The sequence below is a fragment of the Capnocytophaga catalasegens genome (assembly GCF_026005215.1).
GTDB classification, from domain to species: Bacteria; Bacteroidota; Bacteroidia; order Flavobacteriales; family Flavobacteriaceae; genus Capnocytophaga; species Capnocytophaga catalasegens.
Genome location: NZ_BPMA01000057.1, coordinates 36,511 through 57,167 on the forward strand (window position 1 = coordinate 36,511; position 20,657 = coordinate 57,167).

The window sequence follows — 20,657 nt, forward strand, 5'->3', positions numbered from 1 at the left end:
AGATATTTTATTAAATATTTGAAAAAAAAATTAGAAGAAAATTCTTAAAAAAAGAAAAAATATATTGAAAAATATTTTTAAATAAGAAAAAAATGTAATTTTGTAGCTTTATTTTTAAACAAAGAAACGAATGTCATTACAAGCAATTTCTCCAATTGATGGGCGTTATGCCGATAAAACCCATTCGCTGATTCCATTTTTTTCAGAAGAAGCTTTGATACGTTATAGAGTGCAGGTTGAAATAGAATATTTCATAGCTTTGTGCGAGCTTCCTTTACCAGAATTGGCTGACTTTGACCTCAATTTAATCCCTGATTTGCGAGGTATTTATACCAATTTTTCAACAGAAAATGCTCTTGAAGTCAAGCAAATTGAAAAAACGACTAATCATGATGTAAAAGCGGTCGAATATTTTATCAAAAACCATTTTGACCGACTTGATTTACAATCATACAAAGAATTTATTCACTTTGGACTTACTTCGCAAGATATTAACAATACTGCTATACCGCTTTCGGTTAAAGAGGCAATAAATAAAGTATATTTGCCTTATTTACAAGAAGTTATAAAAAAATTAGAAGAACTTTCGCAACAATGGAAAGATGTTCCACTTTTGGCACGTACGCACGGACAACCTGCCTCACCAACACGCTTAGGTAAGGAAATAGAGGTGTTTGTTGTCAGGATAAAAGAACAACTACGACAGCTTCAAAGTGTTCCTTTTTCAGCAAAATTTGGAGGAGCAACAGGCAATTATAATGCTCATAAAGTAGCATATCCACAAGTCAATTGGAAAAATTTTGGAACAAATTTTGTCGAAAATATCTTAGGTCTTCATCATTCTTTCCCAACTACACAGATAGAACACTATGATAATTTGGCAGCACTTTTTGATGTTTTGAAACGAATAAATACAATTTTGATAGACCTTGATCGCGATTTTTGGACTTACATTTCAATGGATTATTTCAAACAACAGATAAAAGCAGGAGAGGTAGGTTCTTCAGCAATGCCTCATAAGGTAAATCCGATTGATTTTGAAAATTCCGAAGGAAATTTAGGAATTGCCAATGCCATTTTTGAACATTTGTCAGCAAAATTACCTGTTTCGCGATTACAACGAGACCTTACCGACAGCACCGTATTGCGTAATATAGGTGTACCTTTTGGGCATACGCTAATTGCTTTACAAGCTACGTTGAAGGGATTGAACAAATTGCTTTTGAACCAGACAAAAATTCAGGCTGATTTGCAAGCTAATTGGGCAGTAGTTTCCGAAGCTATTCAAACTATTTTGCGAAGAGAAGGCTATCCCAATCCGTATGAAGCTTTGAAAGGACTTACTCGAACAAACGAACTTATCAATGCAGAAGTCATAGCCAATTTTATTGATACACTTTCGGTCTCACAACAAATAAAAGAAGAACTTAAAACAATTTCTCCTGAAAACTATACAGGAATATAAAAATATTTTTTTAAAAATGCTCCAAATGAAAAGCCTCATTATTTGAGGCTTTAGTTTATATTTGTTATAAGAAATTAAAATAATCCGTATAATTGTGCATCAATCTTATTGATAATTTCGCCTAAATCTTCTTGGCTTTCAACAAAGTTAATAGAATCTACATCAATAATAAGAAGTTTGCCTTTGTCGTAGCTTTCAATCCATTGTTCATACCGATTATTAAGTTTGTTGAGGTAATCAATAGAAATCGAACTCTCATATTCACGCCCTCGTTTTTGAATTTGTTTGACCAAATTGGCAATAGAGCTTCGCAAATAAATAAGCAAATCGGGAGGGTAAATGAATTTTTCCATCAGTTCGAAAAGTGATGTATAATTAGCATAATCACGAGCTGAAAGTAACCCCATCGAATGCAAATTGGGTGCAAAAATATGAGCATCTTCATAAATAGTCCTATCTTGGATAATATCTCTTTGACTTTCGTGAAAATCAATAATTTGTCTAAAACGACTATTTAAGAAAAAAACTTGTAAATTAAAACTCCATCGCTCCATATTGGCATAAAAATCATCTAAATAGGGGTTATCAACCACACTTTCAAAATGAGGTTCCCATTTATAATGTTTTGCCAGAAGTTCTGTAAGAGTTGTTTTACCCGCTCCAATATTTCCTGCTATGGCAATATGCATTATACTGAGTTTTTATAATTGATGTCCTATAAATCCTTTCCCTTCAAGATATCGATTATCATCAATCATCATTTTAATCATTGATGTGTTTTTGATAGTTCTAATGATAAAAGCACTTTGGATATTTGAAATAATGTCTAATTTGGATATTTTATGTACAACAAAGTTTTGATAATCTTCCATATCTTTCAAGATAAGTTTGAGCAAGAAATCGTATCCACCAGCCATATATGAAGCCTCTAAAACTTCATCAAGATTACTGATGTATTCTTCAAATTGATTGAAGAGTTCTTCTTGATGACGAATAAGTTTTACTTGACAATAAGCAACCAATTTTTTGCCTAACGCAGCAGCATTGACAACAGCTACATATTTTTCAATAACATTGGTGCTTTCTAATTTTTTGATGCGTTCGTGTACAGGTGTAATTGACAAATTCACCTTTTCAGCCAATTTTTTGATAGATTGTTTGCTATCTTTTTGTAATTCATTTAAAAGAATTAAATCTACAACATCTAGTGTAAGCATATTTTGTTATATTTAATTTTCAAGTGGTAAAAGTATAATGTTTTTCTTAAATGTCCAAATTTTTTTGGAATATTTTTTTTACTTTTTTGAATAATAGAAACTTATTTTTAGATAAAATGTATATTGTTTTTTTGTTATTTCAATACTTCACTAACAAAATTAAGTAATTACTTGATTTTGCAAAAATAACTATATAGCTTTATTATTGAAGTATTGTTGAAGAAAGAGTTTTATTTAATCTCAACACCTTTTTTATAATAACCTTTTTCAGTATAAAATCACCTGTATTACCTCTTTCAAGTTCCCAAAATCCATCTCGCAAACCATTTATATAATTTCCTTTTCCTTCAAGTTCTTCCCAATATCAGTGTTTTATACCATAATACGTCCGCCACTTTTAGGAGAGTCGCCCTTAAAAAATACCTTCGGTTACCAAAAATTCATCTTTGTAAAAACCTATAACACGGGTGGGCTTTGAAAAATCTGGAATATTGTGTTCTTTCTAAGTTTTTCCATAGTCATAAGAAAAGTAAATCGCTTTTGAATAGTCAAAATCGTAAACAAAATTCTTATAACGATAGAATTTAAAATTTTCTCCTTTTTTGGTATATAAAAATTCTTCTATTTCAATAGCAGCACCTGTGTTAAAATAGCTATTATACACTTTTTGTCCGTATAAATTAGCAAAATTGTATTTGGCTGTCCATATTATATTATTATCTGTTGGTTTCATACAAGATATAATTAAAGTTATTACCATTAAAATTTTTCCTGTTTTATTCATTTTTTAAGTGATTTTTATTCCTTGTTTAGTTCCTTGACTATAAAGAAATTATCCTTAATTCTAAGGAGTTTATAATTAAGATTTTTGTTACTATAAAGGGTGATATTTGCAAAACTTTCTATTTCTTCTACTTCATCATTATGTTTGGTGTAAGCAGCTTGAATTTTATTGTCGTTCAAATAATTTTCAGTAGCGATACGCAAAGTGTCTTTTCCTAAAGAAATTTTGGAATAAAGAATTCCATACCAAAAATCATCTATAAGAAGACTTTTTTTGATAAAAACAGACAAAAAAGGCATTTTTTCTGATATGGGGTACATTGAATGTACATCTTTTGGGAATTTTTCATTTAAAAAGTCTTCATTTTTTTCATAATATTCAATAACTGGATAAACTTTTTTGGTGGTATAGAAAATACATAATTCATTATTTTGTTTGAATAGAACTTTGTATTGATCATCATATTTTTTGTCATATGTAAGTGTATCTAAATATAAATAAGAATAAACAGGTTTTAGAGTGCTTTTAATGATTTTATCCAGCAATTCTTCCTCTTTTTCAACAGGATAAGAAAAATCGTGGTTTAAAATTTTTATTTTTATGGAAGTTTTGTCATCGGAATTCAGCCAATTAACATACGAATTGGTTTCAAAATCTACGATTTTATCATCATAAATAAAGGCTTCATTGCTGTAATATATAGAATCTTTTTTATTTTCGTTAATATCCAATTTGGTGAATTTTTTTAATCTTTTTTTGAAATAAAGTATTCGACTGTAAATAAATTCGTTGTTTTGATTAAAATATATATCTTCATCTATTGGATATTCGATCAGGTTCGTATTTTCAAGCTGAATATCATCATAATATTTATGTCTTTTTTCCGTTGTAAGATATTTTGGGTCGCTAAACAGGTAATTATAATCTAACTCTGTAAAATAATAGTAAGAATCTCGCTCAGAGAAGTTTTGCATGCCTATTTGCTCTTTTATTGAGTGATACCAATCGCTTCCATACATCAGAAATAATATAGCTACATAACTTATGATAAGTGGTAGTATTTTATCAATAAATTTGAAATAAAAGAAAAAAAGTATCAATGATATCACAAAAGTTATAGGCGTAGCTATTAGAGCAATCACCCAACCATAACCACCTGAATTTACAAAATAAGAAAATATTGTTACACTAATCAAAAGTGTAAAAATTAGTGATTTTATGAATGGTTTCATTTTTTAGATTTAGTATTTAAGGGTTTAATGTATAGCGAAAAGCGTATAACTTTTTTAATGATAACTACTAAGCACTTGAAACTAAATTGTGAATCGAAGCTCTCGATTTTTAACTATAAAAAAATTATCCTTAATTCTAAGGAGTTTATAATTGATATTTTTGTTACTATAAAGGGTGATATTTGCAAAACTTTCTATTTGTTCTACATCATCGCTATGTTTGGTGTAAGCAGCTTGAATTTTATTATCATCCAAATAACTTTCAGTAGCGATATATAAAGTGTCTTTTCCCAAAGGAATTTTAGAATAAAGAATGCCAGACCAATAATCATCTCTAAAAAGACTTTTTTTGGTAAAAACAGACGAAAAAGGCATTTTTTCTGATATGGGATACATTGAATGTACATCTATTGGAAAATTTTTATCTAAAAAATCTTTATTTCCTTTAATTTTTTCAATTTTATAATCGTAATATATATCTCTTATGGAATGAAAAATATATAACTCATCATTTTGTTTGAATAATATTTCGATAGAATGATCTCCAAGACCAGATCGCAAAGTATCAATGCGAGTACCAAATTCCCAAACAGGCTTTGGTGTTCTTTTTGAAATTGTTGCTATCAACTCTTCTTCTTGTTCAAAGAGAAAACGAAAAATCTTGATTCAAAACTTTTATTTTTACAGATGTCGTATCTCCTGAATTTAACCAATTAGAATACGAATTTGTTTCAAAATCTACACTTTTATCATCATAAACAAAAGAATCATCACTATAAACCACAGAATCTTTTTGATTTCCGTTACTATCCAATTTGATAAATTCTTTTAATCTTTTTTTGAAATAAAGTGTTCGACTGTAAATAAATTCGTTGTTTTGATTAAAATATACATCTTCAACCATTGGATATTCGATTAGGTTCGTGTTTTCAAGCTCAATATGCTCACGATACTTATATCTTTTTTCTGTTGTGAAATAGCTAGTACCAAAATAGTAATAAACCTCTCTTTTAGGTAAGGTTTCAGCCTCTGTTAGCTGTCTTATTGAGTAATACCAATCGTTTCCATACATCAGAAATAATATAACAACATAACCTATGATAACTGGTAATATTTTATCAACAAATTTGAAATATAAGAAAAAAAGCAAAAATGACAAAATAAATACTTGTGGCATCAGTATTATAGCTCCCAGCCAACCAAAAGTTCCTCCTGAATTTGCAGCGTCGATAAAAAAATAACACAAGATAGAATTGTGAAAATAAATGACTTTACAAATGATTCCATTTTCTATTTGTCGGTTAGGGGTTAAGATTTTTAAGTTCCAAAATCCAAGTTGCTTTCTTAAATTTGTTCCTTATTTTATTTCAAATTTTTATTAAAGCGTTTGGACATTGTCCATTCCGAATTGGTAAGGTCATAAATTTTTTGAACATCTTTGAGAATATTTTCAAAATCAATTTTCAAATCAATGAGTTTTCCTGTTTTTATGTCAAAAACCCAGCCATGTACCATAGGATAGTGTTCTTCTATGTAGCGTTCTTGCACACAAGCCATTTTGATAACATTGATACATTGTTCTTCTACGTTCAGTTCAATGAGCCGATTATAGCGCTGATGTTGATCTTCAATATTGTTGAGTTCGTCTTTGTGTAAGCGATATACATCACGAATATTCCGTAGCCAAGGGTTTAAAATTCCAAAATTTTTAGATTCCATAGCTGCTTTTACACCGCCACAATCATAATGTCCGCATACGATAATGTGTTTTACTTTAAGATTACTAACGGCATAATTCACTACCGAAGTTGCGCTCATATCCAAAGCATTGACCATATTAGCAAGGTTACGATGTACGAATACCTCACCAGGTTTTAACCCCATGAGTTCTTCAGCGGTTACACGACTATCAGAACACCCAATGTATAAATATTCGGGAGATTGTCCTTCATTCATTTTTTCAAAAAAATCGGCATCTTCGTGTAGTTTTTGAGCAATCCATTCTCTGTTATTGTCAAATATTTTCTTATATGAGTGAGACATACTATCGTTTGATTTTGTTATTATTTCTATTTGATACTATTTAATAAAAGAATTGATATTCGATGTATTTGTATATTATTATTGCCTGAATTTATCTTATGACAATCAATGCCCGGTTGTTATTTCTTTCAGAATAGAAGCGCCACCATTGTGTAGAACAAATAGAGCGCAGTCTTCGGGTGTGGTATTGATATTGTCGAGAGGAATTTGCTTGCGAACTTCTATTTTCTGTGTACCACAGAGCGAAAACAAGTTGCCTACAAAGTGCAACGTATTTTTTTCGATATGTGCATATGCACCAATGGGAGCTGTACAACCTCCTTCCAGTTTTTTTAGAAATCGACGTTCAAAATCGGTACAAATAGCTGTTGGTTGATGATGTATTTGTTCAAGGGCTTCCCGTACAAACGAATCCTTTTCCATAGCTACTACAAGTATAGCACCTTGTGCTGGTGCAGGAGTCATCCAGTTTAGCACTAAGTGGTTTTGCGGAATTTTCTCTAATCGGTCAAGCCCTGCAAAAGCAAAAATAGCACCATTCCACGGATTATCAGCGAGTTTTTGCAAGCGTGTATTGACATTACCGCGCAAATTAACTACCTGATGTGTTGGATATGCATTGAGCCATTGTGCTTTACGTCTTAAACTTCCTGTGGCGATAGTTGCTTGTGGTTGTTCTAAGAAGTCGAGGGTATTTTTATATACTAAAATATCAAAAACATTGGCACGTTGTAACACAGCTCCTTGTACAATTCCTTCGGGAAGCGTAGTGGGGACATCTTTCATACTATGTACGGCGATATCAATGTTTCCTTTTATCATCGCCATATCGAGAGTACGAGTGAAAACTCCTGTGATTCCCAATTGATACAGAGGCTTTTCATCAAGCAGATCGCCTTCTGATTTTACAGAAATTATTTCAGTATTATATCCGAGATTTTGAAGTTTGTCGGCCACTAATTGAGCTTGCCAAAGCGCCAATTGGCTATCGCGCGTACCTATTCTGATTGTTCTTCGAGTCATTGCTTTTGTTGCTAAGTTTATTTTATGAAAAGAATATGATTATCATACTTGAATTATGCCTAAACTGAATGCCTGTTCTATGGGAGCGTGATTTGCCGCTTGAATCCCCATTGAAATCCACTTTCGAGTATCGAGGGGGTCTATAATTGCATCTGTCCAAAGTCGAGCAGCGGCATAGTAAGGAGTGGTTTGTTGTTGATATTTGGCTGTGATTTCTTCTAAGAGTTGTTTTTCTCTTTCGTTAGAAAGGGTCTCACCTTTTCGTTTGAGTGTAGCAGTTTCTATTTGCAACAACACTTTGGCTGCTTGTACGCCTCCCATAACAGCTAAGTTTGCCGAAGGCCAAGCTACGATCAATCGTGGGTCATAAGCCTTGCCGCACATCGCATAGTTGCCAGCTCCGTATGAGTTTCCTACAATGATTGTGAATTTGGGTACAACCGAATTGGCAACAGCATTGACGAGCTTTGCACCATCTTTGATAATGCCTCCGTGTTCTGATTTTGAACCAACCATAAAGCCAGTTACATCTTGCAGAAACACCAGCGGAATTTTCTTCTGATTGCAATTGGCAATAAATCGAGTAGCTTTGTCGGCACTATCTGAATAGATAACTCCTCCGACTTGCATTTCTCCTTTTTTGGTTTTGACAACTTTGCGCTGATTGGCTACAATGCCTACAGCCCAGCCATCAATGCGGGCATAACCAGTCAAAATAGTTTGTCCGTAGCCTTGTTTATATTCTTGAAAATCAGAATTATCAACCAAGCGTAAGACAATCTCTTTCATATCGTAGGGTTCGGTACGGCTTTGCGGTAAAATGCCATAAATTTCTTCGGGATTATGCAAGGGTTTTTCTGGTTTTGTTCGATTAAAACCTGCCTTGGGTGTATCGCCTAGTTTATCTATTATTTTTTTGATAACATCAAGAGCATCGTGGTCGGTTTCGCACTTATAATCGGTAACGCCACTGATTTCACAATGTGTAGTAGCCCCGCCCAGTGTTTCGTTATCAACTTCTTCGCCTATGGCTGCTTTGACCAGATAGCTTCCTGCCAAGAAAATACTTCCTGTTTTATTAACAATCAGGGCTTCATCGCTCATAATGGGCAGGTAAGCCCCTCCAGCGACACAGCTTCCCATAACAGCCGAAATTTGTGTAATGCCCAAACTGCTCATTTGTGCGTTGTTGCGAAAAATGCGTCCGAAATGCTCTTTGTCGGGGAAAACTTCATCTTGCAAAGGCAAAAATACACCAGCACTATCGACCAAATAAATAATCGGCAATCGGTTTTCGATGGCAATCTCTTGCGCACGCAAGTTTTTTTTGCAAGTCATCGGAAACCAAGCTCCTGCTTTGACTGAGGCATCGTTGGCCACCACGATACATTGCCGATTGCTTACAAAACCTATTTCAACAACCACTCCCGCCGAGGGACAACCACCGTATTCTTGGTACATGCCATCGGCTGCGAAAGCACCAATTTCTAAGCGAGGTTTGTTTTTATCCAATAGATAGTCAATGCGTTCGCGTGCTGTGAGCTTCCCTTGTAAGTGTAGCTTTTCAATCGCTTTTTCTCCACCGCCAAGTTTTATTTTCTGTAATCGACGTTGTACTTCATCGCGGGCTAACTTGTTGAAATCTTCATTTTTGTTAAATTCTAAATTCATTTTTTCGGTTTCAGAATGCAAAGATACATTTTTTTCTATAAAAAATAATTTTACTTGTCGAACAGCAAAAACAAGATGCTTGTTTGCATTGAGAGTTAGCTGATAAGTAATGAATTATTTTTAAGCCAACACTCTAAGCAAGCAAATTTTATAGAAAATGGAATAAATTTATACAAATTCAACGAATTCACATCTGTATCTTGGTTGTTTTATACTCAGTTTATAAAATTCACATCTGTATCTTGGTTGTTTTATACTCAGTTTATGAAATTCACACCTGTATCTTGGTTGTTTTATACTCAGTTTATGAAATTCACATCTGTATCTTGGTTGTTTTGTACTCAGTTTATGAAATTCACAGCTGTATCTTGGTTGTTTTATACTCAGTTTATGAAATTCACAGCTGTATCTTGGTTGTTTTGTACTCAGTTTATGAAATTCACACCTGTATCTTGATTGTTTTGTATTCAATTTATGAAATACCCAGCTGTATCTTGGTTGTTTTATACTCAGTTTATAAAATACACAGCTGTGAATCTCTGTTACAAAACTATTTACGAATTGTTACGTTTTTTTTTGACTTCCAAGGAGTATTTTTTTGCCAATCACCAGCCATAATACACCCATAAGGAAGTACTTCATCAACAATCTGTCCTAGATCAAATTGCTGCATTTGTTGGCGAATAGTTTCGGCATTTTTGTAAGCACTTGGCAACTCAGAAATGTCAATTTCGTTGCTGTAAAAACGCACATCAAGCCCAAATGTTTCTTCTTTGAAAATATCTTGAATGGTTTGGTCTGCTTTTGATTTTTTGTGTTGGGAACGACTCATATTACGCCCAGCTCCGTGTGGAGCAAACCCCAAGTTATGCGCCTGCTTTTGTCCCTGAACAATTAACACAGGCGACGCCATATTGAGTGGAATAAGTCGCAACGAACTTGTAGCGTCGGGTAGAAATTGGGCGTCAAGCGGGGTGGCGCCTTTGGCGTGGTAGAACAAATCACCATCTCTAAAAACAAAGTTATGCTCGTTCCAGAATCGATTTTGTGCTTGTAACGCAAGAGTGGCAAGTGTGGCGTCATGTATGAGTTCGTGGTTAAGTTTTGTCCATTTGCGAATCACTTGCAGAGCGTTCCAGTATTGCTCTCCTTGGTCTGTGTCGAAAGGAATCCAAGCGTTTTGTTTGAGTGTATCAGGAGAAATTTCTCGACGAAAACCTTCGGCAACTTTCATACCTTTGTCAAAAAGAATAGCACCAGGCGCTCGCGACCCGTGATGAGTGATAAGCATTGTATTACCTGTCATTTTTGAAATACCTACAAAGAGAAAATGATTTCCGTCTCCTTGTGTTCCAAGATGTTCGCGTGCGATGCTGATTGTCCGGTCTTCTTTCAAAAAAATATTCTGGCGGAACAAATCTTCAAGTTCGGTAGTGAGTTTGAATTGTTTCCCGCGCGCTCGACCTCCAATACCAAAATGCGTACTTTGGTGTGCGGCATCTAAGACACGTTTTGGGTCAATTTTTCCAATATCGGTTAGCATTACCGAACAGCAAATGTCGGCACTATGCATACCCGGGTGAATTGCCTTGCGAGCTACAGCTACACCACCCACAGGAATTGTTCCATTGCTTCCTGTCGGACAAGCATCGGGCATAATAGCTCCGGCAACCATCGTTGGGGTTCGCAAGAGTGTTTTCATTGTGCTAATTACCTGATTCACGTTCTCTTGTTCTATTGGGTTTTCAGCAGAAATATTGATGTGAAGAGGTGCGTGCGTGGTCAATAACTCCAAAGGGTCAGGGCTACGATATTGTTCCAAATACAAAGCTATTTGTTGCTCATTCAGGTCGTTTTGATTGATATAAAGTAAGGCTTCTTTGAACCACTTAGCGGGACGATACCCAAGTTTTACAATATAATTTCCATCTATTTTCATCAGGTTTGTTTTTAATTTTGCGGGGCAAAGTTACAAAGCTACAATGCATTCTTTTTGCGTAAATGAAAAAAAATGAAAAAAATCAATCGGTGTAACTAGTTTTTGAAAGTAAAAACTAACTATATATTTACCTCTTGTACCTGAATTTGCTCATTGATAAACACTAAAAAGGCTTTTTCTATTTATATGTAAGTTAGACACAAATATTTAAATTAGTAAAATTTTTTTTTGTAAAAAAATAATATGAAAATGCATTTTATTTGAAACGAAAAGGAGTATTAATTTTATATTATAGAAAAATATAACGCAATAAATTTAAATATTAGAAATATTTTTGATAAATAATTAAATGATTTTTTTGAAATATTTAAGGTCTTATTTTGTTTATTTGTATATATGTTGTACATTTGCCTCATAATTTTAAATTCAAACAACAAAATCAAATATTTATGTATAAAAAAAAATTCATATCACTTGTGTTGTTTATGATGGCATGTGTTTGTTCAATATCGGCACAAGTTACAGTTACAGGTAAAGTAACTGATGAGAAAGGTGTTCCACTTCCTGGAGCAAGTGTATTGATAAAAAATACATCTAAGGGAGTTGCTACAGACTTTGATGGAAAATATTCTATTGAAGCAAAGCAAAATGATGTATTAGTGTTTAGTTCCATCGGATTTTTCTCACAAGAGAGGAAAATTACGGGAGTAGATAAAATAGTTGTTGATATCCTTTTAAAGGAGGAAGTGCAAGAGTTAGAAGGGACGGTTGTAACAGCTTTGGGTATCAAGCGTCAAGAAAAAGCACTTAGTTATAATGTGCAACAAGTAAAATCTGAAGAACTTACTCGTGTCAAAGATGCTAACTTTGTTAATAGTTTGAATGGTAAAGTTGCTGGGGTGAATATCCAACGTAGTTCTTCGGGAGTTGGGGGTGCAACTAAGGTAATTATGAGAGGGGCTAAGTCTATCAGTGGGCAAAATAATGCTCTTTATGTAGTTGATGGAGTGCCTATTAACAATGCTTCATCGGCTTCAAGTGGAGGTGATTTCGGAACGCCTGGAGGAGGTGAAAGCATCTCGGACTTTAACCCTGAAGATATAGAAAGTATCAATGTTCTTACGGGACCTTCTGCGGCAGCGCTTTATGGAGCAGCGGCAGCTAATGGTGTAATTATAATTAACACTAAAAAGGGAAAAGAAGGAAAAATGGCTGTTAATTTTAATTCGAAAATTGAATTATTGACCCCCTTTATCACACCCGAATTTCAAAATACATATGGGAGTGATGGTGAGACAAGTTGGGGTACAAAATTAACTAAACCAACTTCGTATAATCCATTAGATTTTTTTGGTGTAGGGGTCGTACATAATAATTCTGTGGATTTATCTATTGGTAATGCTCAAAGTCAAACATTTGCATCTTTTGCCTCAACAGATTCAAAAGGAATTATTCCTACCAATGGATATTATCGTCATAATTTCACAGGAAGGAATACTTCTCATTTTTTCAATAATAAGGTTCATTTAGACCTTTCGGCAAGTTACATTTTGCAAGGAAATCAAAATATGTATTCACAAGGAGGAGTTTTTAATCCATTGACATCACTTTACTTATTTCCACGTGGAGATAACTTTGAGGAACTCAAAGCCTGGGAACGTTGGAATCCTTCTCGAAAAATATATGAACAGTACTATCCGTATGTGAGAAATGTTTCTAATGGAGTGGTTAAAGAGAATCCGTATTGGAATATCAATCGTCAAATATTCTTTGAGAAAAGAAAACGTAATATGTACGGAGCTTCATTAACATATGATATTTTAGATTGGATGAATATATCAGGTCGTGTACGAATTGATAATACCCAAGGCGAAGGCGAGATGAGAGCCTATGCCACATCAGACCAAAGTACAGGTGTTGGAAAAAGAGGTGAATGGCGATATACGCTTCGAACTATTAACCAAACATATGCTGATTTAATACTCAATATCAATAAAGATATGGGGACATTTATAACCAAAGATGGTGTTGAACGCAATTTGGTTAATATTACAGCAAACTTAGGAGCATCTTATGATGATAATATCAATAAAACAGCTGGATTTAGAGGTTGGTTACATATTTTGCCTAATTTCTTTTCAGCTAATAACTTAGACCCTAAAGGAGGAAAAGTACAAACAAATAGTCATATACGCAATATTGCTGTATTTGGGAGTGCTGAAATTGGATTTCAAAGCCGGTTATTTTTAACACTTACAGGGCGTACGGACTGGGCTTCGCAATTAGTTAATACCAAAGATGAGGCTATATTCTATCCTTCAGTAGGACTTTCGGCAGTAGTTTCCGAATATGTAAAAATGCCACAATGGCTTTCTTATTTGAAAATACGAGGGTCATATACTGAAGTGGGTTCGCCTATTTCCAGAGAAGGATTTACTCCTTATACACGTACGTTTGGTTTTACAGGTACTGGTGTAAGTCCTGATAAAGATTATCCATTCCCTGATTTTACTGCGGAAAGAACAAAATCGTATGAAGTAGGTTTTAATGCGAAATTCTTGAAAAATGCTTTGAGTTTTGATGTAACTTTGTACAAATCAAATACATTTAATCAATTACTTTCCTATAAATTACCTGAATCAAGTACATACAATAACCTATGGTTGCAAGCAGGTAATATAGAGAATAAAGGTATAGAAGCCTCTTTGAGTTTTGATAAAGATTTTGGTAAATTTGCTTGGAATAGTAGTGTTACATTTACTAAAAATATAAATGTAGTAAAAGAATTGGCTCGTAATTATCTCAATCCGATAGACAATACATATTTCGATATTACTGAGGTAGGAAATATTCGTGAAGGAGGTTCTATGACAGCAGTTATTGTTGATAAAATACTAAAACGTGGAGCTGATGGAAGATTGATAGATTCTGGTAAAGGAACTTTTGAAATAGATAATACACGTGAATATTTGATTGGAGATTCTAATCCCGATTTTACAATTGGTTGGCGTAATGGTTTTAAAGTTTATGAGAATTTGTCATTAGATATGATGATTTATGGTCGATTTGGTGGTGTAGTTCAATCACGTACTCAAGCCTGGTTGGATCAATATGGAGTATCCAAAGCAACTGCCGATGCTCGTGATGCAGGAGGTGTTGTCATAGATGGAGTTACTTACAATGCACGTAAGTATTATCAAACCATTGCTAATGGAGGTGTAAGTTTACCAATCTATTACACATACGATGGTACAAATGTACGCATACAAGAAGCTTCTCTTACATATCGTTTGCCTGTTGAAAAATTCAATTATGCTAAATGGCTAAAATCGTTAAGTATTTCTGTTACAGGATATAACTTAGCTATGTTGTATCTTAGAGCACCTTTCGACCCAGAATCAACAGTAAATACTACGGGTGAAGGAAGTTATGGAAATTCACCTGATTTTTTCCGAATGCCATCATTACGTAGTGTTGGTATCTCAATTAAGGCTTCTTTATAATTTAATTTTAACTAAAAATCAAACAAATGAAAAATAGGATTTTTATAAGTATAATATCTTTGATGACTATGGCTTGTACCAAAGATTTTCAAGAAATAAACACCAATCCTACTAATCCCACGCAAAAACAAGCAGAGCGAGATGGAGTTAATATTTCAGGATATTTGGGTAGTATTCAAAATCAAATTATTCCTACACGTGTTGTTGGCGGAGCAAATCTTTATCAGACATCTATCAATATGATGGGAGATAGTTATATAGGTTATATGGCTCCTCCTATCAATAAATGGAATGGTGAGAGAACAATGATTACAGGTTATATGGCACCTTGGTGGATGAATGGTAATTATACAGGAATGTTTAGTTCCATTATAGCTTCTTGGCGACAAATAAAAACTAATACAATAGATAAAGACCCTAATGATGCTACCTATAAAGCTATATATCAAATGGTCATGATATGTAGAGCTTTGGGCATGCTTCGGGCGACAGATATGTTTGGACCTTTACCTCTTTCCAATCAAGGAAAAGGTCTTGTTTCAGTGCCATATGACTCTGTTGAAGATATTTATAATCTTTTATTTAGTGAGTTGAAGGAAGCGGCTGATTATTTGAAGGATTATAAAGAATCTTACACCTTGCCCGAAAGTATCAAAGAAAGTGATTATTATTTTAATGGTGATTTAAATAAATGGATCAAGTTTGCCAACTCAATCCGATTGCGAATGGCTGTGCGTATTCGTTATGTAAATCAAGCTAAAGCCAGTGAGGAAGCAAAAGCAGCTTTGGAAGGCGGTGTAATGGAAAATATAGACGATATGGCAAAATTACAAACCAATGAGCGACTTATTATACTGAATTCGTTGGAATTAATAGCTAATAATTATAAAGATGCACGTATGGGAGCGACTATTTTGTCATATCTTAAAGGATATAATGACCCACGAATGAAAGTGTATTTTACATTAAATCCTGAACAAAAACCCGATGGTTATATAAATCAAACTGAATTACAAGGTATTCGTGCTGGATTTAAAGGAGCAAAAGAGTATTTAGGTTTTGGTTATCCAAATGTGAAGGAAAATACACCAACTTATGTGATGAAAGCCTCTGAAGTATATTTCCTTCGTGCTGAAGCAAAACTTTTTGGACTTACGAATGATACAAAAACAGATGAAGCTCTTTACAAAGAAGGAATTGAACTTAGTTTCCGTGAAAATGGTGTAACAGATAATTCTTATATTAACAATACGAATAAACCTTCGGACTATGTTGATCCTCTTGATTCTAAAAATAATCAAGGAGCACCTGCTACCATAACTACGCAATACACAGGTACAAATGAAGATAAATTGGAGAAAATAATTACTCAAAAATATTTGGCTATTTTTCCTGACGGACATGAAGCTTGGACAGAGTGGCGTAGAACAGGGTATCCAAGACAAATAAAACCCGTAGCTTACAATGCAGATGCTATTCACGGGAATACAATTATTTCGCCTGATGGAAGAACAAAAGGCGTAAGAAGAGCCATTTATCCTCAATCTGAATATCAAGGAGTGAATAAAGAAAATGTTATCAAGGGAGTACAATTGCTTGGACCAGGAGCCATTGATGATTGTAATGCGCATCTGTGGTGGGATGTAAACCCAAGTACAAGATAGAAAAATTAACTAAAAGTAAAAAAATGAGAACAATAAAACTAATAGGAGGGGCTTTAGTCCTGATGCTGACTATATGGAGTTGTGTAAAAACAGAACCCTTAGATTTAGAAAAAGATTATACAAAAGCAAGTGCGGAACGTTCCAAATCTATTGCTGAACAAGAAGCAAAAGCTAAAGCAGAAGCAGAAGCTGAGCAAGAGAAGAAATGGGAGGCTTATTATAAAATGCTTACCGATTATAAACAAAAATCTTGGAAAGGAGAAAAACCTTTTTCATATATGTTTTGGGCTGGTTGGGTAGCAGTTGAAGGAATTGACAAATCATGGTTGCAATCTATTCCAGATTCTACTACTGCAATAGCTATTTGGGGAGGATATGCAAAAGAACCCGAAGAGTTGACTGAAAATCAGAAGTTTGATTTAGATATTTTTCATAAAAAAGGAAGTAAAGTAGTAACCTGCTATCAAGTATCTAACGTAGGGCAAGGATTACCTGGTGGTTTGGAACTTTTTATAAAGAAGTATGGTAGAGAAATAACGGCAGAAAAAGAAACGGAACGAGTACAAATATACGCTCGTGATTTGGCTCGTCATATCATAGCCTTGAATTTTGATGGTTTTGACATTGATTGGGAGCCTACCATAGGAAATCATAGTAGAGCAGGATACGCCGAATTTGTTAGTACTAATCCACTTTATATGCCTGTAAATGGATATCACGCCAATATGATTACTTTTATTAAAGAATTAGGAAAATATTTTGGTGCAAGATATGAAGGAGATGAAAGAAAAACACATCTTCGGAATTTGTTTGATGAAAATTTTGCAGAATATCACGAAAAAGAAAAAGAATATATCAAAAAGTATAAACCATATTTTGAAAAACATAATGCTGTGGATAAAAAATTCTATTTGTTATTCGATGGGCAGTTCTTTCAAATGACAAAAGAAATGGATAAATATTTTGACAAATATGTAATGCAAGATTATGGAAGAGTAGATACTTTTTCTAATTATTTAAGCAGTTGGACAGCAAATGATAAAGGTAGTCGCACTCCTGAATACTATCCTCCTGCTACAAGGGCATCTTCTACTGCCGAGTTTGAGAAAGGACAATTTACGTTGATAATAGATAAAGCAAAGGCTTATAAAACCAAAAATGGAGGCGTATCTTCATACAAAGGAGAACTTGATTTTGCAACTACAGCGAGAGATATTGGTTTTTCTAATTATATGAATAATAACCATATAAAATTCAGAAATTATAAAAACTATGCTTGGATGCGCGAAGCCATGCGAGTAATGGATCCGCGTACTGACCAAGAATATGGACAATACAAAGAAGAGCTGATTATAAGAACACCCAAAAAATAAAATAATGAAAAATTTATATATAGTAGCAATAATAGTTTTGTTCGCTTTTTCTTGTGAAAAATTGCCAAATACCGATTCAAATTTAAACTCGGGAAATCCTGCATATCAGGTGTCTTTTTTGGAAAATAATAAAGTTGCTGATATAAAAGTAAAAGATGCAGAAGGAAGCGCACAAGATGTAGAAATAAAAGCAAGAATAGCTAATCCTATGGATAAGGATTCGTACTATCTCATTAGTATTGATGATAATACAATTAAAGAATACAACAAAAAAAATGGAGTCGATTATGAATTATTACCCACTGAAAATTATGAAATGACTTATACATACAATGGAGTCTCAAAAACAGGAACTTCTTTTGAAATAGTTGTCCCCAAAGGACAAGTAGTATCAGCTGGTAAACTATCTTTCAAGGTAAAACCGATGAAAGATGCCTTGGGAAATGATTTACCTAAGTCAAATAATTATGCAGTAGCCGTGAGAATGGCTCCTGTTGATAATAAAGTAATTCAACAAGCAGATAAAGAAACTTCTATTTTTTTAATTCGTCGTTCATTTAAAACAAAAGTAGCTAAAATAAATGGCAGAGCTTTTCATATGATATACGGACAGGACACTCGGTCGCAATCTACAGGCAAATCGTATGCAAAAGATGTAAAATTGGAAGAATGGACAATGCAGTATTCAATTGCTCTTACAGAATTGAGAAATAATTGGGGACTTATGTATGAAAATCCACGTAATTCAACACAATCTAAGCTCTGGAATACAATTCAAGCAAATGGTAAGTTTCTGATGAGATATGGAGCTTCAGCAACTTTGGTTTTCAATACTGCTAAAGGAGAATCTTTTAACTTTAAAGCAGCAGGAAGTAACCCAACAGCAGACAAATGGTATCATGTAACAATGACGTATAAAAAAGTAGATGGTCGTCCTATACTTAATATTTATGTAAATGGAGAATTGATGTTTGATTCGCCTTCGCCAATTATAGTTAATGATTTTCCATTAGTTTGCTTCGGAAATGCGACTACCAATGGATATATACGAGAGATACGCTTTTGGAGTAAAGCCCTTACACAAGGACAAGCCGCTGCCACACAATATTTTGTAAAACCTGACTCGGACGGACTTGAGCTCTACGTTCCATTTGACCAACAACCTTGGGAAGAAATTGACGAAATGTATGAAGGTTCTTCTATGAAGAAAAGAGTTATCAAAAATGCTTCAACCAATCCCAACAAAAAAATGCCAGAAAAATGGTATTTACATCATAATGGAAGCGAATTTCGTTATCCTACAACAAGTTTTGATACAGAAGTTGAATTTTAATATAAAAAATTATGAAAAGATATTTATTAGGGTTATTGGCTGTAACAATAGCAACCAATTGTACACCTGAAACGGAAGAATTAAAAGTTTTAAGAGAAGAAAAACCAGCCTCTCCAAAGAATATAGACGCTCCTCCAGTTGATTTATCTTATACTATTGTCGTTTTTTCGCCTTCTGAGCAACAGAAGAGAATAAATCGAGACCCAAGTACAAAGCTTATTGGTGATTATTCGTTTTCTTTTGCGCCTACTTTTAGTAAAAGAGCTATACAAGCAGGCGAATCAGCAGTGCTACAAATAGAATCCATTACGAGTCAATATGAACGCACATTGCCTACCAGTAGTTATACGATTGACAAAGCACAAATAAATTCTATGCAGAGCGGTGAGGAATTCAAAGTTACGTTGAAAAAAGATGCGTTTAAAGATTTGGATATTACTAAAGAGTATACCATTTTGTTACAGATGAAGATATTCTCCAAAACGCCTTCTCATTTTCCGATAAAAACGGAAGATAAATCGGATATTTATCGAATAAAATTAACATTTACCGACGAAGAACCTTTCCCAGAAGGAGATAATATTGAAGTGGTTGATGATGTACAGCAACAGAATATTGATAGAAAGTTATATGATTTCGAATCGAATTATCAACCAAATCATTTATCTAAGTTGAAAGATGGGTTATTTTCAGAAAATTGGTGGATAGATGTCAGAAGAGATGATATTTATTTGATAGCAAAATTTCAGGAGGATAAAAAATTAATCAAAGGCGTTAAAATTACTTTAAAATCAAGTTATTATGGACAACCATATAAAATAGGCTCTGTTAATATTTCTGCTTCTCCTGATGAAAAACAATATTATAAGCAAGGCACTTATACTTATGATAAACTTAGAGAAACTCTTATTATTCAGTTTAAGAAGCCAATAGAGACCAAAACCATTAAGTTTACTAATTTTAAAGCCATATCAGGCAATTATATAAATATTTACGAAATGGAATTTTTTTAGGGATATTTAGTTAATATTTTATTTAAGAAGGATTATCTCATTGATAATCCTTTTTTATTTTAGAATATCTAACAAAAGAGTAAAAATATTTGATGAATTTTAATTTTCTCAAATATAAAATAGAAAAATCAGAATATATAAACTTAACTAAGTGATTTTGGGATTTCATAACGAAAAAAAGGATTTAATACCCTCTCATACGTTGGCTTTTCTGTTTTAAATCTATTTTTGGTACAATTTTTTTCTAAAAATGAATAAAAGTTTCTTACATAATGTCAAACAGAACACTCTGGTCCCTTTCAAAGAAAAATTCGATAGACAGAAGAGGTATTTTTCAAATATTAAGCCTGAAGTTCTTTTAAAAAAAGAGAATACATTAAACGGCAAAACCAAATGT

General features: G+C 33.6%; 16 protein-coding genes. 6 read left to right on the forward strand and 10 right to left on the reverse strand.

Annotation, left to right across the window (positions count from 1 at the left end; translation table 11 throughout):
• The first annotated feature begins 130 nt into the window (after positions 1–130).
• A complete protein-coding gene (purB, locus tag OO775_RS12210) occupies positions 131–1,465 on the forward strand; it encodes an adenylosuccinate lyase (RefSeq protein ID WP_264847469.1) in 1,335 nt (444 codons plus the stop codon).
• Between the two features lie 74 nt (positions 1,466–1,539).
• Here purB and OO775_RS12215 read toward each other — a convergent pair whose 3' ends face one another.
• From OO775_RS12215 to OO775_RS12260, 10 genes are all read right to left on the reverse strand, one after another.
• Entirely contained in the window at positions 1,540–2,154 is a 615-nt protein-coding gene (locus OO775_RS12215; RefSeq protein WP_264847470.1) for a deoxynucleoside kinase, read from the reverse strand.
• Between the two features lie 12 nt (positions 2,155–2,166).
• Entirely contained in the window at positions 2,167–2,682 is a 516-nt protein-coding gene (locus OO775_RS12220; protein WP_264847471.1) for an Lrp/AsnC family transcriptional regulator, read from the reverse strand.
• A gap of 502 nt (positions 2,683–3,184) precedes the next feature.
• Positions 3,185–3,466 carry a hypothetical protein gene (locus OO775_RS12225; protein WP_264847472.1) on the reverse strand — a complete coding sequence of 94 codons (282 nt, stop codon included), beginning with the start codon at positions 3,464–3,466 and terminating at the stop codon, positions 3,185–3,187.
• 14 nt (positions 3,467–3,480) lie between these two features.
• On the reverse strand, positions 3,481–4,698 hold the full coding sequence (locus OO775_RS12230; protein WP_264847473.1) for a hypothetical protein: 1,218 nt from the start codon (positions 4,696–4,698) through the stop codon (positions 3,481–3,483).
• Positions 4,699–4,779: 81 nt separating this feature from the next.
• Positions 4,780–5,325 (reverse strand): hypothetical protein, encoded by a 546-nt coding sequence (locus OO775_RS12235; protein WP_264847475.1) that lies wholly within the window; start codon positions 5,323–5,325, stop codon positions 4,780–4,782.
• Between the two features lie 13 nt (positions 5,326–5,338).
• The gene (locus tag OO775_RS12240) at positions 5,339–5,944 is read right to left on the reverse strand and encodes a hypothetical protein (RefSeq protein ID WP_264847477.1); all 606 of its coding nucleotides are present in this window, start codon (positions 5,942–5,944) and stop codon (positions 5,339–5,341) included.
• A 116-nt stretch (positions 5,945–6,060) separates the two neighbouring features.
• Positions 6,061–6,741, reverse strand: a complete 681-nt coding sequence (locus OO775_RS12245; RefSeq protein ID WP_264847479.1) for a carbonic anhydrase — start codon at positions 6,739–6,741, stop codon at positions 6,061–6,063.
• A 105-nt stretch (positions 6,742–6,846) separates the two neighbouring features.
• Entirely contained in the window at positions 6,847–7,764 is a 918-nt protein-coding gene (gene hemC, locus OO775_RS12250; protein ID WP_264847480.1) for a hydroxymethylbilane synthase, read from the reverse strand.
• 42 nt (positions 7,765–7,806) lie between these two features.
• A complete protein-coding gene (locus OO775_RS12255) occupies positions 7,807–9,435 on the reverse strand; it encodes an acyl-CoA carboxylase subunit beta (RefSeq protein ID WP_264847482.1) in 1,629 nt (542 codons plus the stop codon).
• A gap of 550 nt (positions 9,436–9,985) precedes the next feature.
• Entirely contained in the window at positions 9,986–11,374 is a 1,389-nt protein-coding gene (locus OO775_RS12260; RefSeq protein ID WP_264847483.1) for an RtcB family protein, read from the reverse strand.
• Positions 11,375–11,859: 485 nt separating this feature from the next.
• Between OO775_RS12260 and OO775_RS12265 the strand changes: the two genes are divergently transcribed.
• The 5 genes from OO775_RS12265 to OO775_RS12285 are packed head-to-tail and all read left to right on the forward strand — an operon-like array spanning position 11,860 to position 20,260.
• A complete protein-coding gene (locus OO775_RS12265) occupies positions 11,860–14,877 on the forward strand; it encodes a SusC/RagA family TonB-linked outer membrane protein (RefSeq protein WP_373874580.1) in 3,018 nt (1,005 codons plus the stop codon).
• 26 nt (positions 14,878–14,903) lie between these two features.
• The gene (locus OO775_RS12270) at positions 14,904–16,541 is read left to right on the forward strand and encodes a SusD/RagB family nutrient-binding outer membrane lipoprotein (protein ID WP_264847485.1); all 1,638 of its coding nucleotides are present in this window, start codon (positions 14,904–14,906) and stop codon (positions 16,539–16,541) included.
• 23 nt (positions 16,542–16,564) lie between these two features.
• Complete coding sequence (locus OO775_RS12275; RefSeq protein ID WP_264847487.1) at positions 16,565–17,914, forward strand: glycoside hydrolase family 18 protein; 1,350 nt, start codon at positions 16,565–16,567, stop codon at positions 17,912–17,914.
• Positions 17,915–17,918: 4 nt separating this feature from the next.
• Positions 17,919–19,247 (forward strand): DUF1735 and LamG domain-containing protein, encoded by a 1,329-nt coding sequence (locus tag OO775_RS12280; RefSeq protein ID WP_264847488.1) that lies wholly within the window; start codon positions 17,919–17,921, stop codon positions 19,245–19,247.
• Positions 19,248–19,258: 11 nt separating this feature from the next.
• Positions 19,259–20,260: a hypothetical protein gene (locus OO775_RS12285; RefSeq protein WP_264847489.1), complete on the forward strand. Its 1,002-nt coding sequence runs from the start codon at positions 19,259–19,261 to the stop codon at positions 20,258–20,260.
• Positions 20,261–20,657 lie beyond the last annotated feature (397 nt).

Excerpts from the sequence above, each read along its gene's own strand:
- OO775_RS12230 (WP_264847473.1), bottom strand. The coding sequence starts at position 4,698 with ATGAAACCATTCATAAAATCACTAATTTTTACACTTTTGATTAGTGTA.
- OO775_RS12275 (WP_264847487.1), top strand. The coding sequence starts at position 16,565 with ATGAGAACAATAAAACTAATAGGAGGGGCTTTAGTCCTGATGCTGACT.
- OO775_RS12270 (WP_264847485.1), top strand. The coding sequence starts at position 14,904 with ATGAAAAATAGGATTTTTATAAGTATAATATCTTTGATGACTATGGCT.
- OO775_RS12220 (WP_264847471.1), bottom strand. The coding sequence starts at position 2,682 with ATGCTTACACTAGATGTTGTAGATTTAATTCTTTTAAATGAATTACAA.
- OO775_RS12260 (WP_264847483.1), bottom strand. The coding sequence starts at position 11,374 with ATGAAAATAGATGGAAATTATATTGTAAAACTTGGGTATCGTCCCGCT.
- OO775_RS12245 (WP_264847479.1), bottom strand. The coding sequence starts at position 6,741 with ATGTCTCACTCATATAAGAAAATATTTGACAATAACAGAGAATGGATT.
- purB (WP_264847469.1), top strand. The coding sequence starts at position 131 with ATGTCATTACAAGCAATTTCTCCAATTGATGGGCGTTATGCCGATAAA.
- OO775_RS12255 (WP_264847482.1), bottom strand. The coding sequence starts at position 9,435 with ATGAATTTAGAATTTAACAAAAATGAAGATTTCAACAAGTTAGCCCGC.
- OO775_RS12285 (WP_264847489.1), top strand. The coding sequence starts at position 19,259 with ATGAAAAGATATTTATTAGGGTTATTGGCTGTAACAATAGCAACCAAT.
- OO775_RS12225 (WP_264847472.1), bottom strand. The coding sequence starts at position 3,466 with ATGAATAAAACAGGAAAAATTTTAATGGTAATAACTTTAATTATATCT.
- hemC (WP_264847480.1), bottom strand. The coding sequence starts at position 7,764 with ATGACTCGAAGAACAATCAGAATAGGTACGCGCGATAGCCAATTGGCG.
- OO775_RS12215 (WP_264847470.1), bottom strand. The coding sequence starts at position 2,154 with ATGCATATTGCCATAGCAGGAAATATTGGAGCGGGTAAAACAACTCTT.
- OO775_RS12265 (WP_373874580.1), top strand. The coding sequence starts at position 11,860 with ATGATGGCATGTGTTTGTTCAATATCGGCACAAGTTACAGTTACAGGT.
- OO775_RS12280 (WP_264847488.1), top strand. The coding sequence starts at position 17,919 with ATGAAAAATTTATATATAGTAGCAATAATAGTTTTGTTCGCTTTTTCT.